At 45.0% G+C, this 16,490-nt stretch carries 16 protein-coding genes; 3 read left to right on the top strand and 13 right to left on the bottom strand.

Annotation, left to right across the window (positions count from 1 at the left end; all coding sequences use genetic code 11):
- Window positions 1-214 precede the first annotated feature (214 nt).
- The 10 genes from zapE to NEJAP_RS04740 form a co-directional block, all read right to left on the bottom strand.
- Window positions 215-1,321, bottom strand: a complete 1,107-nt coding sequence (gene zapE / locus NEJAP_RS04785) for a cell division protein ZapE (RefSeq protein ID WP_201349546.1) — start codon at window positions 1,319-1,321, stop codon at window positions 215-217.
- A gap of 124 nt (window positions 1,322-1,445) precedes the next feature.
- On the bottom strand, window positions 1,446-2,156 hold the full coding sequence (locus NEJAP_RS04780) for an LrgB family protein (RefSeq protein WP_201349545.1): 711 nt from the start codon (window positions 2,154-2,156) through the stop codon (window positions 1,446-1,448).
- Window positions 2,156-2,545, bottom strand: a complete 390-nt coding sequence (locus NEJAP_RS04775; protein ID WP_201349544.1) for a CidA/LrgA family protein — start codon at window positions 2,543-2,545, stop codon at window positions 2,156-2,158. The genes NEJAP_RS04780 and NEJAP_RS04775 overlap by 1 nt, the downstream gene beginning before the upstream one ends.
- Window positions 2,545-3,147, bottom strand: a complete 603-nt coding sequence (locus tag NEJAP_RS04770) for a TMEM165/GDT1 family protein (RefSeq protein WP_201349543.1) — start codon at window positions 3,145-3,147, stop codon at window positions 2,545-2,547. Before NEJAP_RS04770 ends, NEJAP_RS04775 begins: the two co-directional genes overlap by 1 nt.
- A 123-nt stretch (window positions 3,148-3,270) precedes the next feature.
- Window positions 3,271-3,783 (bottom strand): molybdenum cofactor biosynthesis protein B, encoded by a 513-nt coding sequence (moaB, locus tag NEJAP_RS04765; RefSeq protein ID WP_201349542.1) that lies wholly within the window; start codon window positions 3,781-3,783, stop codon window positions 3,271-3,273.
- 15 nt (window positions 3,784-3,798) lie between these two features.
- On the bottom strand, window positions 3,799-4,488 hold the full coding sequence (locus NEJAP_RS04760) for a hypothetical protein (protein WP_201349541.1): 690 nt from the start codon (window positions 4,486-4,488) through the stop codon (window positions 3,799-3,801).
- 3 nt (window positions 4,489-4,491) lie between these two features.
- Window positions 4,492-5,226 (bottom strand): tyrosine-protein phosphatase, encoded by a 735-nt coding sequence (locus tag NEJAP_RS04755; RefSeq protein ID WP_201349540.1) that lies wholly within the window; start codon window positions 5,224-5,226, stop codon window positions 4,492-4,494.
- Window positions 5,223-7,433, bottom strand: coding sequence for a GumC family protein (locus tag NEJAP_RS04750; protein ID WP_201349539.1), 2,211 nt, complete (start codon window positions 7,431-7,433; stop codon window positions 5,223-5,225). The genes NEJAP_RS04755 and NEJAP_RS04750 overlap by 4 nt, the downstream gene beginning before the upstream one ends.
- Window positions 7,434-7,464: 31 nt before the next feature.
- The gene (locus tag NEJAP_RS04745; RefSeq protein WP_201349538.1) at window positions 7,465-8,031 is read right to left on the bottom strand and encodes a polysaccharide biosynthesis/export family protein; all 567 of its coding nucleotides are present in this window, start codon (window positions 8,029-8,031) and stop codon (window positions 7,465-7,467) included.
- A gap of 49 nt (window positions 8,032-8,080) precedes the next feature.
- Window positions 8,081-9,292, bottom strand: coding sequence for an outer membrane beta-barrel protein (locus NEJAP_RS04740; protein ID WP_201349537.1), 1,212 nt, complete (start codon window positions 9,290-9,292; stop codon window positions 8,081-8,083).
- A 319-nt stretch (window positions 9,293-9,611) separates the two neighbouring features.
- Here NEJAP_RS04740 and galU point away from each other — a divergent pair, with 319 nt between their 5' ends.
- From galU to NEJAP_RS04725, 3 genes are all read left to right on the top strand, one after another.
- A complete protein-coding gene (gene galU / locus NEJAP_RS04735; RefSeq protein ID WP_201349536.1) occupies window positions 9,612-10,496 on the top strand; it encodes a UTP--glucose-1-phosphate uridylyltransferase GalU in 885 nt (294 codons plus the stop codon).
- A gap of 78 nt (window positions 10,497-10,574) precedes the next feature.
- Complete coding sequence (gene pgi, locus NEJAP_RS04730; protein WP_201349535.1) at window positions 10,575-12,260, top strand: glucose-6-phosphate isomerase; 1,686 nt, start codon at window positions 10,575-10,577, stop codon at window positions 12,258-12,260.
- On the top strand, window positions 12,260-13,528 hold the full coding sequence (locus NEJAP_RS04725; RefSeq protein ID WP_201349534.1) for a nucleotide sugar dehydrogenase: 1,269 nt from the start codon (window positions 12,260-12,262) through the stop codon (window positions 13,526-13,528). Before pgi ends, NEJAP_RS04725 begins: the two co-directional genes overlap by 1 nt.
- On the opposite strand, the gene NEJAP_RS04720 is transcribed toward NEJAP_RS04725, so the two are convergent.
- From NEJAP_RS04720 to galE, 3 genes are read right to left on the bottom strand one after another with little or no spacing between them, the layout of a single operon-like run.
- Window positions 13,503-13,874 (bottom strand): hypothetical protein, encoded by a 372-nt coding sequence (locus tag NEJAP_RS04720; protein ID WP_201349533.1) that lies wholly within the window; start codon window positions 13,872-13,874, stop codon window positions 13,503-13,505. The genes NEJAP_RS04725 and NEJAP_RS04720 overlap by 26 nt on opposite strands.
- A gap of 24 nt (window positions 13,875-13,898) precedes the next feature.
- A complete protein-coding gene (locus NEJAP_RS04715) occupies window positions 13,899-15,311 on the bottom strand; it encodes an MBL fold metallo-hydrolase (protein ID WP_201349532.1) in 1,413 nt (470 codons plus the stop codon).
- A 48-nt stretch (window positions 15,312-15,359) separates the two neighbouring features.
- On the bottom strand, window positions 15,360-16,394 hold the full coding sequence (gene galE / locus NEJAP_RS04710; protein ID WP_201349531.1) for a UDP-glucose 4-epimerase GalE: 1,035 nt from the start codon (window positions 16,392-16,394) through the stop codon (window positions 15,360-15,362).
- Window positions 16,395-16,490 lie beyond the last annotated feature (96 nt).

Below are 16,490 nucleotides of genomic sequence, written 5' to 3'. Positions count from 1 at the left end.
AGAATTTCCGCGTCCGACTTACCTTATAATTATTAGTTGTTAACTACTGAAAACAGCAATAAACAACGTACGAAACCTCATCCTGAAATGAGGAGCGCGAATTATAGTCAAATTACCCAGCTAATGCGAGTATTTCTGTGCACTTATTTAATATAAAAACTACAAAGCATTTAAACCCACGCCTACGCATTTAATTAACAAGCACAACAATAAATTAAGCTTTGTGGGCTTTTGCTAAATAATCGTGAGATTGCATCTCTAAAAGCCTACTTTGCGTCCTCTCTACCTCAAAAGACAAACGCCCACCTGTATAGATTTCATGAATAGGTACGGCAGCAGATACAATCAACTTCACACCACAATCATAAAACTCATCAACGAGATTAATGAAGCGACGCGCCGCATCATCATTTTTAGTCCCCAGCTGCGGAACATTAGAAATAACGACGGCATGGTAAATTTTAGCAATTTCAATATAGTCATTCTGCGAACGCGGCCCTTCACACAATGCAGGGAAGTCAAACCAGACAACATCTTCGCATGTTCTTCTTGATGGGATACCACGACCATTAATATCGACCAGCTCATTATCTAGCGCCTCTTCCAAGTCAGGCGCCAAACTTTCAAAACTCGTATTCAAGCTTTCATCTGCCGTCGCATCCAACGGATAGTGGTATAGCTCAGCTTGCTCCAACGCTCGCAACCGATAGTCCACACCGCCATCTACATTAACAACATCGGTATACTTGTTTAACAGTGCGATTGCCGGCAGAAAGCGAGCCCTCTGCAAACCGTCTCTATACAGACCATCAGGAACAATATTCGAAGTCGCCACCAACGAAACACCATTAGCAAACAACTGCTCAAACAAACTCCCCAAAATCATCGCGTCGGTGATGTCCGAAACAAAAAACTCATCAAAACAGATAATACGCGCTTCATCTGCGTATTTACGGGCGATTTCAGTGAGCGGGTTTTTAGTACCATCAAGCAAACGCAAATCGGCATGCACGCCCTGCATAAAGCGATGAAAATGAGTACGCCTTTTTTGCTTAAACGGTAGGCTGTCATAAAAGGTGTCCATCATGTAAGTTTTGCCACGACCGACTCCACCCCAAAAGTACAAACCCTGCACAGGCTCAACCGTCTGCTTTTTAAACTTTCCACTAAAACGCTGCATCAACGTTTGAGGCTGAACATTGTCAACCGCAATCAGATCATCATACAAACGTTGAAGATGGCCGATAGCAATCTCCTGTGCAGGATCGTATGAAAAGTCATCTCGCAACAAGTCTTTTTTATAACGCTCTAATGGAGTCATTTTTCCACATCACCCTGATCAGTAGGCACTAAAATACAGGGGCGAACTGTACCAGAAGCGCCCCACATTCAAATTCAACAATAGGCTAAACAACATTCAGCCTTTAAAACTTACACACATCACACTAATTAAAACCCATCAACGAAATAACAACAGGCAACAAAAAGGCTGTTAACAATCCTGTCATCCCCATCGCCAACCCCGCGAAAGCACCCGCTACCGCACTTGTCTCGAACGCATATGCCGTCCCAAAACCATGAGCAGCCAAACCAAGCGTAAAACCTTTAACCGCGTCATCTGTCACATTGAGCAACTTAAAAACAAGCGCAGACATCAAGCACCCCATCGCACCTGTAATTAACACAAGGCCAGCAGCTAACGACGGATAACCACCTATTTTCTCAACAATCCCAATGGCAATAGGAGAGGTAACTGACTTAGGCGCTAAAGACAACAACACCTCAGTTGGCAAATCAAACATCAAGCCGACCAACAGCACCGACACAATGGCTGTCACAGCACCACTAATACAAGCCACTAACAACACAAACCACATCTTTTTAATGCGCTCAAAATGATCAAACAAAGGGACCGCAAGAGCTACCGTGGCTGGCCCCAGTAAAAAGTGAATAAACTGCGCGCCCTCAAAGTAGGTTTCATAGCGCGTGCCTGTAACCAACAAAAAACTGATGATAACCGCCATGGAGACCAAAACAGGATGCAAAAACGGCGTACCACCTGAGCGCCTATTTAGCGCTAAAGCAAACATAAAAACGGCTAAAGTGACAATCAACCAAAATAACGGTTTGGCAGCAAAATATACCCAAAACTCCATTACTTCGCCTCCCCTGATGAGCCGCTCAACGCTGAACTACCTTTTGTAGGCCCATTAAGCCGACCCAACAAGCGAAATATGAGAACGGTTACCAACAGAGTGACGAATGTACTGACCAACAGAGCAACCAAAATAGCCAACCAATAGTGAGAAATCATCTCCAGATGCACCATCAAGCCAACACCTGCTGGCACATATAAAAAAGCCAAGTGTCGCAACAAGCCTTCTGAAACCAACCGCACCGACTTAGGGGTTCTTTTAAAAACAACAAGCGCCAGTAATAACAAGACCATACCGACAACAGGGCCCGGTACTGGCACACCCGATGCCAACACCACCAGCTCACCTAATAACTGACAAAGCAACAACGCTAAAAAACCGTTAAGCACTACACTTCCCCATTAATGAGCACAAACTGAGTAATCGCTTCATACAAAGCAACGCAACCAAATACAATAAAGAGAACGCCCGCTCCCCTATGAACCCAAACTAACGATATGCAGCCCAACAGTTTTTTTCCTACTACCACTCCGAGCACAGTGGTCACCGCCAAAGCTGCAGTCGCACCAGACCATACCGGCCACAAGCTATTAATACCGCCAAGTGCAGCGACGGCTAATTGAGTTTTATCCCCAAACTCAGCCATCAACATCAGCAAAAACACAGACAGTAATAACTGCTTACCCATCTTTGCATCCATACTTGCAGCATCATCCTCAACAACAGAAAATGATTGAACACCAAAAACAAAAAACAACAAGGCAACAACGACGGCAACCAGCCACATCGGCAACCAGTGAGCGGCCATTGCACCAAATACAACACCGAAAAAATTAAGTACAGCAAACGCAGCGACAGAAGCAATAACGATGGGTATTGGCCGGTAACGCACAGCAAGCGTCATTGCTACTAACTGACTCTTATCACCAAACTCAGCCATAAACACTAGGAAAAAAGCTTCCAAGAATGGCGAAAAGAAATCTATCAACATGCGCTCGCTTAGCTTAGATACAAATTACAGGCAATAAAAAGCCGGTATTATAAACCGGCTTTATACATGATCACTATCAATATGTACTGCAGCGCAACATAGTTTAGAACGAAACGCGCCTCATTAACCTCTTTGCATCACCATCTCTACAAAGTTACACGGCCGATGACGACTATCCAATTGCTCACGAATAATTTGATGCCAAGCCGTTTTACAAGCACCCGTTGAGCCCGGCATACAAAAGATAACCGTTCTATTAGCAACGCCAGCAACAGTCCTAGACTGAATAGTTGAAGTACCGATCTCATCATAAGAGAGCGACCTAAACAACTCACCATACCCTTCGATCTGTTTATCCAATAAAGGGATGACTGCCTCAGGTGTACTATCTCTCGCAGTAAAACCTGTACCGCCAGTTACTAACACCGCATGAATATCAGTGTCGGCAATCCATTGAGAAAGCACCGCACGAATTTGATAGATATCATCTTTCACAATGCAACGCTGAGCAGCTTTATGCCCTGCCTCTTCAATACCTTTTTGCAGAGTATCGCCAGATTTATCCGTTTCAGGAACACGGGTATCAGACACTGTTAACACAGCAATATTTAACGACTGCAATTCAACCGACCCCATCACAACTCCTCAATATTATTGACAGACTTTTGCCTGCTTAGTAGTGCGCAGCATGCGAGAGCAAACAGCTACTCGTAACGCATAACTATCCAACAACGAACGCACCACTTTCGGCCGATGCTCTGTCGCACGCCCGGCCGCACCAACGATAACCGCGCGCGACTCAGAAGACAATTGCCTCCACCCCAACAAACCCGCCTCAAGCACCGCAAGATTTGCACTTAATTCCCATGGCCCTGTTTTTTCTGCACGTTTTATAGCGTCAAAAAACACCTCATCAAACTCACCCAAATAAGCTTTCATCAAGCTCTTATTAGCCCAGCTATAAGCCCAATTAGGCCGCAGTTTAATAGCAGACTCATGAAGGGATAACGCCTGGCGAACCTCATTCATAGATAAAGGTGATTCTGACGAACTGTCTGACAGTGAAGCCCGATAAAACATCAAGCGTGCTTTTAACTCGTAATACTCAGCATTGCCCGAATTCCAACTCAATGCTGAGTTAATGTCCTGCTCAGCCTTATCTAACGAGAGCAAATCAACCGTGCCCGGTTTAGCTTGCCAACGCTCAATAGCATAACGCACAGGATATGCACTGATATCTGCAACCGCCCAACGAAATGCGAAATAAACCAAAGGAATAGAAACAAGAATAACCAGCATTGCTAACAGCCGTGCAAGGCGGTTTTTTACACTCGCACTCACCGCTTACGCTTCGCCGCTGGTAGCAATACCAACAATTTTAGACGGATGATTAACAAACAAGTCTTGCGCACGTTTAGTACCATACATCTGCTCAATTAAATCTCGCGCTTTAGAAAGTAAAGGTGGACGGTGCTGGCGATTATGCGCATCGGTTGCAATAACCGTTACCCAATCGTTTTCCAATATTTCATGCGCCTTCTGATGAGCAGGCGCACCAAATTCACCCGTTACAGACATAGCGGTAACTTGGAATAAACACCCCAAATCAACAAAAGGGAGGATTTTATCGAGGTTGTGCACAATATCTTTATTGCGCTCAGGGTGCGCAATCATGGGAATAATATTACGCGCTAACAGCCACTTAACTAACTTATCACTACCCGGTGGTATATGACTGTGCGGCAATTCTAGCAACAAAACATCTTGGCCATTCCACTTTCCAATAAATGGCAACACATGAGTAGCGGCTAACTGTAGCACCTCGGCGCTTAAGCGAACCTCACATGACAAAGACACCGATAACGGAACGTGCTGCTCAACCAAAGCCTGCTGAAAAGCATCAAAGTGTGGCTGCAAACCTGCCAAAGAATTGTCATAACGCCCAGGATGCAGGTGCGGAGTAAGCACCATATGACGAATACCATCGGCAACCGCCATACGAGCAAGCTCAATTGCATCCGATAAATTCTCTGCACCATCATCGACACCTGGTAACAGATGACAATGCAGATCAATCATGCTTTTTCGCTGCTGTAACCATAGACGTCATAGTAACCGCCGTACTCCTGACCGTAGTACTTAGCGCCCTTTTTCACATCAACCTGGTTAAGCACAACACCAATAATTGGCGCATTGACTTCGCGTAGACGCTTCAAACCGTTCTTCGCATGCTGATAAGGCGTGGAATCAGACCTTACAACATAAATCATCGCACCCACTAATGGCGCTAGCACCATTGCATCACTAACTGCCTGAGATGGCGCAGTATCAATAATGATTCGATCATACTTTGTTTCCAACATTGCCAAAACATCAGCAAAGCGCTTAGAAGAAAGTAGCTCAGAAGGATTCGGAGGAATAATGCCTGCACAAATCACATCAATATTACCTTCTTCGTAACGTTGAATACATTCATCAACCGAAGCAGTGCCGGCCACTAAATTAGACAAGCCAGATGCCGCACGATCCAACCCGAGCGCCTTGGCGACAGAAGGACGACGCAAGTCAGCATCAACCAATAACACCTTTTCCATTTGCCCAGTAGAAAATGCCAAACCCAGCGCTAACGAGGTCTTACCTTCCCCTGGTACAGAGGAGGTAATAGAAACTGTTTTATGGGGATTATCAAGTGCCGATAAAATCAAACCGGTACGAATAGTACGCAACGACTCAGCATAAGCAGACTGAGGGTCATCAATAAATTGACCATAACTCTGGTTAGGCGTTTTCTTCTTTTTAGGCAACAACGGCAGTAAACCTAGCATAACAACACCGAGCTTACTCTCAACTTCAGAAGCACTTTTAACGGTGTTATTAAGCGCCTGCAACACAAATGCAAACATCACCCCAAACATAGCACTTACTACAAAAGCCAATGCAACAATGAGCTTTTTCTTAGGTTTAGCAGGATGCAATGGAACCACTGCTGGGTCAGAAACACGTGCATTAGCCGTTTTAAGATCGCCCGTAGCTGAGGTCTCATTAAAACGCGTTAAAAACGTATTAAATACAGTACGCTTAGTCTCTACATCCTGCTGGTACTCACTCAACTTATACTCTTTACGGCTAAGGTTTTGAATATTACCTTTAGTGCCTTCAAGTGCAGACTTTAAAGAGTTCTCATTAGCAACAGCAACCTTGTAGTTGGTTTCTATACCGTTTACCACAGACAATATCTGCCTATGCAGAGCCGATCTCGCATTAGCTAATTCTGAGTTCACCGCCCGCATTGTTGGATGCTTCGCACCATAACGTTTTGCTAACTCAGAACGCTTTAATTCGACGCGAGCATATGATTCTTTCATACGCTGTACTAAAGGATGCTGTAATACTGTAGGCACCAACTCCAACCGAGCAGGGTTCTTTTTACCAATAGCACGCACCTGGCTATATAAGCTTTCTGCTTCTAATCGATCACGGCGTGCATCAACCAATTTACCGGCAACCAACTCGAGCTCTTGCCCAGCTATATTTAAGCCGCCTTTCTCGCCAACAATTTGTTCTTGCTCACGGTACTCCTGTAAACGCTGCTCAGCTTTTGTTAACTCAGAACGAAGCCCTTCAAGCTGACCGCTCAACCAAGAGGAAGCTTTTAGTGTTAACTGCAACTTTGCATCTAAGTTACTCTCGATGTAACTTTCGCCAACCGCATTGGCAATTTTTGTTGCCAATAGTGCATCTGAAGACTCATAAGTGAGCTTTACAAGCTGGGTTTTTCTGAGTGGTGAAACCGTCAACCCCCCCATAAACTGATCAACAACATTGCGAAATTTAATCTCTTGCGTTTCGACAACAACAGGAGCTGCCGGCAACTCAAACGGCAGCCAGTCACGCCAGTTAAAATCAAAAGGCAGCAACGATTCTTTTGGCTTGTTGAAAATAGGGTGATTGACTAGATCTAACTTAGCCACCACTTTTTCAGCCAAATTTCGTGACTTTAAGATTTCAAACTGCGTGGTGAAATATTCAGAATTGCCGCCATCAAGCCCATACACTTCTTCAATAGAAACGATATTGGCCTGCTGCGACTCAATCAATAAGGTTGCTGTCGCTCTATAAATAGGTGTTAACGATGCCACCACCAGCGCGGTTAGCAAGGTCACAATAAAAGCAAACCCAATAATACCCCATTTGTGGCGCATAATTGTTTGCCAGTATTGGCGTAAATCAATCACATCTTCTTGCAGCATGCGATCTATCGCTCCCTGCTCTTTCTGAATATCCATGTTGTTTTTCGTACTCTTAAATAAGCAGGAATTAAAAAAAGCTTTCTTCGATAGTGATCACATCACCAGGAGCAACACGCGTATTTAACTTCACTTTTGACGGTTTAGCATTACTGGCGCTTTTCTCGTGAGATAAGTAAAACTTGCTAGACGACGCTCTTTCAGTAAAGCCACCCGCCAATGACACTGCACGCTGCAGCGTCAAACCGGGTTGATACGGATAAGCGCCAGGGGTTTTTACAGCGCCGTTAATATAAAACTCACGGTACTCAAGCACAGTTACACTCACACTAGGGTTAACTAAGTAGCCATCTCTGAGCTGGGCTGCCAACATATCACCCAGCGCACCCGTAGTAAGGCCTTTCACTCGCAACTCACCCAGAAAAGGGTACGAGATAGTACCAGCGTCACTCATTCGTACTTCAACGCTAAGCTCTTCCTCACCAAACACCTTAATACCTAGCAAGTCTCCTGAACCCAAACGATAATCAGACAACCCTTCTGAACGAGAGCCTTCAGTAGCCTGCGATACGCTGGCAGAATACGATAACTGACTGAATGCAATCAGACATAAATACACAAAAACGCGACGCCACATGTTAACTATTACCTCGATAAAACCAGACAACCCCTCTAAAGCATTAAAGCTATAGAGAACCCTGGACTGTCATGAATACGCTATTATTATCATAATCAAATGCAGCCTGATTTGAATCACGCTCAACATGCTCAACATCAAAGCCAAGAGTCAACCAACGGCGAAGATCATAAGACACACCAACAGAAAAGCTATTGGTATCATCTTTACGATTGGTTAAATCATATTCTTCATTAGCAAAGCCATATGCTAATGCAGTTTTCATACGATCATTCCAAGCATGATCCCATGTCACGCTAGCAGAGCGAGTATCAATAAAGTTATCAGTACCGTTTGACTCTTCTAGCTCCTGCCCTGTACGCAGAACAAAAGTAGAGTATGTGCGCGGCGCCCAGCTAACCTCTGCTTCCCAGGTAAATGCATCTTTATCATCTCGGCCTGCATCTGAGAATTTCTTCTGCGCATAACCGGCTTTTACGATACCTGTGGTTTTGGCTGTTGCATCCCACGTTGCACCAAACAGGTACTTCCACTCATGACTATCGAGGCTTGAAACACCCGTTGTCTCATTTTGATAATTAATACCAGTACGGCGAGCTTCAAATAACAAAGAGGTTTTTGGCATGACGCGGTAATAAAAAGTTAAACCGGTATTTAACGTATCGCGGTCACGACTTCGAGTTAGGTTTCTAAAGTTACTATAATCACGCACGTTGTAAGAAAGCTTGCCTTCAATACGCCCCTGCGCTTCATCGGCACCGTATGTATAGGTAGCGCCCACTATTTTTTCGTTATATTTAACAGGTGCATCGTTAACAGTCGCATTAGTACCTTCCGTTAAACCCGTGCCTCGCGCCTCGTGTGCTTTGAGGTAAGCGGCGAGCAAGTCTAATTTATTACGCACATCAAAAACGAGGTTAGCATCACCGCGTAGCTGTATATCTGTGTAATTATCGTCATGACTACTATGATAAATACCACGTCTAACATCCGCTGTTAATTGATAGGCATTAGCACCATCTTCTGCAATAAATTGCACGGTGGGATTAATAACAGTAACCGCTGAGCTCTTTTCATTAGTCGACGTAAGAAAAATATTATCATCATGACCTGCTTGAACAGTTAGCGCAGGAATCATGGAAACAGGGCCTAAAGAGATTGAGGCTGGCTCGATAGCGTGCGCCAACATGGGAGAAACAATAGCCGAGGTAAACAGTGCTGACGTAGCCAATAGCGACGCGTATGTATTCTTAAACTCCATGCAGATAACTCCTATTATCTTTAGATTCCATAATGACAGACCAGTCATTTTGCGTTCAGACAGCGTCGCCGTTTTACTTTAAAAATATCATTAAAGGATTATAAAAAAGTATAACTGTATTGCACTGCAAAATTATTACGATTTTATCTGTTATCGCAAATAATTAATAGCCCTACACAGCCAGTCTCACTTAATAAAAAGAATAATAAAATGCCCTTATAGGTAATACTTCACAGAACATTAAGGAAAGGTTTTTTGTTGCCTAGCCATGTTAGAATGCTGCCATTCTTAATAATTGATTGGTAATGGGAGCAAATGGATGTCCGCACTAACCAAAATCGTCATACCTGTTGCAGGGCTGGGCACACGAGTACTACCTGCAAGTAAAGCTATTCCTAAAGAGATGTTAACCGTTGTTGATAAACCGGTTATTCAGCACGTTGTCGAAGAAGCAATCAAGGCAGGTTTTACAGAGATCATTTTGGTTACGCGTAGCGGTAAATCCTCGATTGAAGATCACTTTGATAAGCATTATGAACTAGAAGCCGAACTTGCTCGAAAAGGTAAAGACGCATTACTAACAGCCGTACGCGACATACTACCAATAGATGTGTCTATTTGTGCAGTGCGCCAGAACCAACCGCTTGGGCTAGGCCATGCCGTTTTATGTGCAGCACCAGCCATCGGCAATGATGATTTTGCAGTTATGCTTCCTGACATGCTGATTCATAGTACACAAACAGAGCAATGTGACTTAACAGAGATGGTCGCCGACTACCACAATAGCGGCGCAGCCCAAATTATGGTTGAAGCGGTTCCCTTAGAACATGTAGAACGTTACGGTGTTGTTGACTGTGCAGGCAAACCACTCGCGCCCGGGCAAAGCCAACCTATCGTTGGCATGGTAGAAAAGCCACCACAAGCAGAAGCGCCTTCTAACCAAGCCATCGTTGGGCGCTACATTCTCCCTGCCAGAGTTATGGAGCTATTAAAAGACACTAAACCTGGCGCTGGCGGCGAAATACAACTCACCGATGCGCTTGATCAGTTGATCAAAGAAGCGCCTATTAATGCTTACAGCATGCGTGGTAAAACATACGATTGCGGTAATAAACTAGGCTTTTTACAAGCCAATGTTGTGTTTGGCTTGCATCACAGTGAAACCGCTAATGATTTTAAGGATTTTATAAAAGGCTTAGTTTAACGGTCTAGTTTCTTTCTGTATTACAGCCCGCTAGCACCTTTACAGCGGGCTTCCATACTACTCATCGGAGATGGAATTTTGAGCGTAAAAGAATCACCCGCCTGGAAAGCACTCGAACAACACGCTGACACAATGCAATCCACGCATTTGCGCGACCTTTTTTTACAAGATACACCTGTAGACGCCCCCGCTAATATAGATAAGACCAACAGCCGATTTGACACATTCAGCGTTAGTAATGGCAGCTTACTACTCGATTTTTCAAAACAACGCATTACACAAACAACGCTTTCGCTGTTAAAAAACTTATCAAGAGACTGCCAACTAGAGCGCTGGAAAGAGCGGCTATTCTCTGGCGACACAATTAATACATCTGAAAACCGCCCAGCATTACACACAGCGCTTCGCCTGCCGTATAACAGCCAGCTATCACTCGACAACCACAACATTGTGACCGATATACAAGCAAACCTGGCACATATGAGCAGCATGGTTGCGCGCATACACGCCGGACAATGGCGAGGATATTCAGGCCTGCCCATTGATACCATCGTTAATATAGGTGTTGGCGGCTCAGACCTTGGCCCCTTGATGGCCTGCAAAGCATTAAGTGATTCACAACCACCCGCTGGCCAGCAGTTAAAAATGCACTTTGTATCATCCATGGATGGTAGCCAGATTGCCAACCTACTCGACCAACTTTCACCGACCACGACGTTATTTATTATTTCGTCTAAGTCGTTTACCACTATTGATACTCTGTCTAACGCGAATACCGCTCGGCAGTGGTTAAAATCAGCCAGTGGCGTTAAAGACGAGCTACTGAACCGCCGACATTTTATTGGCGTTTCGGCCAGCCCAGATAAAATGAGCCAATGGGGCATCCCCGAAAAAAGCCAGCTCAACTTTTGGGATTGGACCGGAGGGCGCTATTCTTTATGGTCGGCTATTGGTCTACCTATTGCGTTACGTATAGGGATGAGCGGTTTTAAAGAGATGCTTAGTGGTGCTCATGCTATGGATGAGCATTTCAAAAATGCACCTTTTGAAGAGAACCTACCGGTACAACTGGGGATGATCGGCATTTGGAATATTAATTTTCTGAACATTCATGCTCACGCCATCCTCCCTTATGATGGCCGGTTAAGCCACTTACCCGCTTACCTTGAACAACTAGAAATGGAAAGCAACGGGAAAAGCGCTAATCGCCAAGGCAATAGCATTGATTACCACACTTGCCCTATTCTTTGGGGTGAGATTGGCCCTAATGCACAACACGCCTTTTATCAGCTACTCCATCAAGGCACCGAGTCTGTCATGTGTGATTTTATTACACCTGCCAGACGTTATGATGGTTTTGAAAATACCGAACTACAACAGCAACACCAATTATCACTGGCTAACTGCCTTGCCCAGTCACGCCTGCTGGCACTGGGAGACTCTGCGATTGAGGGTAACGACAAAGCCCCGATCCACAAACGCTACCGCGGTAACCAACCAAGCACTACCGTTTTAATTGATGAGCTGACCCCATACTCATTTGGCCAACTCATTGCCTTGTACGAGCATAAAGTATTTGTGCAATCTGTTATCTGGGAAGTTAACCCGTTTGACCAATGGGGTGTAGAGCTAGGCAAAAAAATGGCGACAGAGCTTCTCAAACCGCTGCTTAATGAGGATGCACCCGCCACATTTGATAGCTCAACCACAGGGCTGTTGAACAGCATTCTTTCGCTACAAACTCTTGATAAGGAGCTGAAATAATGAAAATCGTTATCTGGGGGCTCGAACTAACCGCTTGGGCAACAGCGGGCATGCTGGCACAATCGGGTAATGATGTTTTTATTGTTAACGATACACACATCACTGACCCTGTCGCATTAATGGGAAGTAGCATTAGTAATGAACCCGGCCTAAAAGACCTTATTAACCAGCAGTTCGACAAACAAAACTTACAGTTTATCCAAAGTAGCTCAGCGGCTTTATTTTCTACGCACTTTCTCAGCATGAACCCCGCCGAGTTTGAGCACGCCCAACATACGGTTTCCCAAATAGCCAAACAAGGTTTAGAGAAAGTACTGATCATCAACCAAAGCCATTTTGGCGTAGGCTACACTGACAAATTACAAAAGATTCTCGATATCGAAAAAGACCAAGTGGTGGTCTATCTAGCAGAGAACATTTCGGAAGGTGAAGCACTTAAAAACATACGTAAACCAACCTCTCTCACTTTAGGCAGCACCAGCGAATGGGCCAGCATGATGACCCGTTCATTATTGCGGCCTTTTAGTAGCCAGCTTGAACAGCTACTGGTTATGACACCTAAAGAAGCTGAATTTGCCAAACTATCCATCACTGGCATGCTCGCACTGCGTATTGGCTACATCAATGAACTCGCTAACTTAGCAGAACAACTGGATGTTGATATCGAAGTTATCAAGCAGAGCCTTGGTGCCGACCCACGCATTGGGCATCATTACCTTGCGCCGGGTTGTGGTTTTGGCGGTAATACTTTTTCGCAAACGATTAAAGGGCTGGCTAACCTGCTCTCTGAAAAGCGCCAATCTCAACTATTGGATACCGTACTAGAAGAAAATGAAAAGCAGAAAGAACAGCCGTTTCGTAAACTGTGGCGACATTATGAATGCGACATCCATAACCTTAATATAGCGATTTGGGGCGTATCATTTAAACCCGGATCTGCAGCACTGGATAGTGCGCCCAGCTTAAAGATTATTAGCGCGTTAACCGCACAACAGGCAAGCGTGCACATACATGACCCGGAAGCACTAGAGAATATCGAAAAGCTTTACGGGGAGCACCCGCAGGTACATACCTACCGAGATAAGTACGCAGCACTCAACAATGCAGATGCCCTGCTGCTGCTAACAGAATGGCCAGAGTATGCATCACCTGACTGCGAAGAGATGAAAGAGCGAATGCTCACACCGCTTATTATCGATGGCCGTAACCTGTTCAGCAAAGAACTACTCGAAAGCCTTGGTTTTACCTATTACGGAATCGGACGCTAGCGCGAAAGGAGAGCACAAACAGCAAAGCAATAGCTACGCCAGCAAGGTTGGCGTAGCTATCGCCCATGCTATAAACACGCAATGGCCGCCACGCCCCCTGAAGATACTCTAACAATGGCGCTAAACCAAACAACACAGGCCAAAAATAGAACCAACTCACCGACCTAAACGCAACCCATGCCGTAAGCGACAAACCTAAAAAACCACAGACATGCCCTACTTTATCTGAGCCATGGAATAACTGTGGCGGTGGTACAGGCCTAAAAACCCCATAAGCCACAGCCGCTGCACACAACAAAAAAATTGCCCAGCGAAACCAAGCAGAAGATAAAAACCGACTATTCATTAGAAACCATGCTGTATTAAAAGATTACTCATGCGGTACCCACACTTTTGCACCGGGTACAATTGCTTGTAACTTTTTAACCAATGCTGCTTTTGCCTCTTCATCACCATGAACAACACGCACTTCGCTGGGCTTTTTGTAGATACGTTTAACAAAACTTACCAAGTTAGCTTGGTCTGCATGTGCGGAGTAACCACTAATCGTAAAAATACCGGCACGGATATCTATCCGCTCATTATCCAAAAATACATAACCACCGCGCGGCCCATAGGTTTGAATATCACGCCCAGGAGTGCCTTTTGCCTGATAACCAACAAACAACACCTCAGTGCGTGAGTCTGGCAACAACGCCTTAAGGTGGTTTTGTATACGACCACCCGCACACATACCACTTGCGGCAATAACAATGGACGGGCGCCCTGAGTCTTTAAGATGCTGCACCAATTTCATATGCTGCTGATGGCTATCAATGGTTATTAACTGATCAAAGGACAGTGGATGGCGGTTATCCGCTAGTTTTTTCTGCGCTTCTGCATCCCATAAGTGCTTAAGATCCCGATAATGCGCCGTAAACTTTGCTGCTAAAGGAGAATCCACAATGACATCGATAGTTTCCCAAGGGCTTTGCGTTTCTGCTTTCTCTTGTTGCTTAGCGTTACTGCGTTTAGTAGCACGATGAATAATCTCTTCAAGTTCATACAGTAGCTCTTGAGTGCGACCAATACTAAAGGCAGGAATAAGCACCGTACCGCGATCTTTTAAGCAACGCTCAATAACCGACTTTAATAACTGTCGGCGCTTTTTTCGGCCTTCATGAAGTTTGTCGCCATACGTACTTTCAATAACAACAATATCCGCTTTATACGGCGATTTAGGGGCAGGCAATAACGGAGAATGGGGCGCGCCTAAATCTCCCGAAAATAAAACCCGCTCACCTTGTGCGTCAAACTCAACATAGGCAGAACCCATAATATGACCGGCAACACGAAAGCGTCCGCGTGTTTTAGGCAAACCATCTACCACAAACCACTGATCATAAGGAATAGGCTTTAGTAACTGCTGTAGGCGTTGCAGCACTTTATTGATTAGGTCTTTATCCCGAGAGACGCCCACCTTGATGGCATCTTCAATCACTAATGGCAATAGATGCGCGGTGGCTTGGGTAGCATAAATAGGCCCATTAAAACCGGCGGCCAATAAAAATGGAATGCGCCCAACATGATCAATATGACAGTGCGTAACAACCAGCGCTTTAATGTTATCAAGCGGGAAATCAATCTGCTTTTCGCCAAACTCTTCGTCTAGTTCTCGGCCTGCAGATTCAGCCCCTTGAAACATACCGCAATCAACCAGCAATGCTTCGCCACTAGATAACGTCATTTGATGGCACGACCCAGTGACTCCCTGTACTGCGCCGTGATGCTGAATAGATACCATAAAACCTCCCTGTTACGACCACCCAAGGCGGTACGCTAACAATATGGATTAAGCCTTGTAGCCGCTCGGGTTAGAAGACTGCCAGCGCCAATGATCTTCTACCATCTGCTCTATTCCAAACTCAGCACGCCAACCCAGCTTATTAGCACTATGGGCTGGGTCTGCGTAACAAGTAGCAATATCACCGGCACGGCGGCCCGCAATCAAATAAGGAACGCGACGGCCACTGGCTTTCTCGAATGCACTAACAACCTGCAGTACAGAATACCCATTACCCGTACCCAAGTTATACACCTGGCAGCCATGTGTAAGAGAGCCTTTCGCGTCTGTTACAGAAAGCGCAGCTAACGCCTTTAAGTGGCCCGCTGCTAAATCCACAACATGAATATAATCACGCACACCCGTACCATCAACGGTAGGGTAATCGCCACCAAACACATTGAGCTGCTCTAGCTTACCAATCGCTACTTGCGCAACATAAGGCATCAAATTATTGGGAATTCCGTTTGGATCCTCACCAATCAAGCCACTGGCATGCGCACCCACGGGGTTAAAATAGCGAAGAATAGAGATTTGCCATTGTGGGTCTGCCAACGCAATATCCCTAAGTACATTCTCGATCATCAACTTAGACTGCCCATAAGGGTTAGTTGCTGATAGCGGAAAATCTTCACGGATAGGAACAGAGGCAGGGTCACCATAAACTGTCGCTGAAGAGCTAAAAACAATACGCTTACAGTTATGCTGAGCCATCACTTCGAATAAATTAACAGAACCCGCCACATTATTTTGATAATACATAACTGGCTTAGCGACAGACTCACCAACAGCCTTGAGTCCAGCAAAATGAATGACAGCATCAATCTTGTGGTCAGTGAATACTTGGTTCAGTGCCGCTTTATCAAGAATATCCCCTTCAACAAACACCGGGCACTTACCGGTGATTGTCTCGATGCGATTAAACACTTCAGGATCACTATTACAAAGATTATCCAGCACCACGACATCAAAGCCCGCTTCCAGTAATAGAATATCTGTATGGCTACCGATATAACCAGCGCCACCTGTTACTAAAATAGCCATATAAAACCCCTTATCTACTCGCTTCTAATTCTATTAGTACACATTATGTTATGTGTTAATAATAGAAAAAATAAAAAGCCCGACATATCGGGCTTT

The sequence above is a fragment of the Neptunomonas japonica JAMM 1380 genome, assembly GCF_016592555.1.
GTDB lineage: Bacteria > Pseudomonadota > Gammaproteobacteria > Pseudomonadales > Balneatricaceae > Neptunomonas > Neptunomonas japonica_A.
The sequence above is the reverse complement of the archived record's forward strand: the minus strand, read 5'-3'. Positions and strand labels throughout refer to the sequence as shown.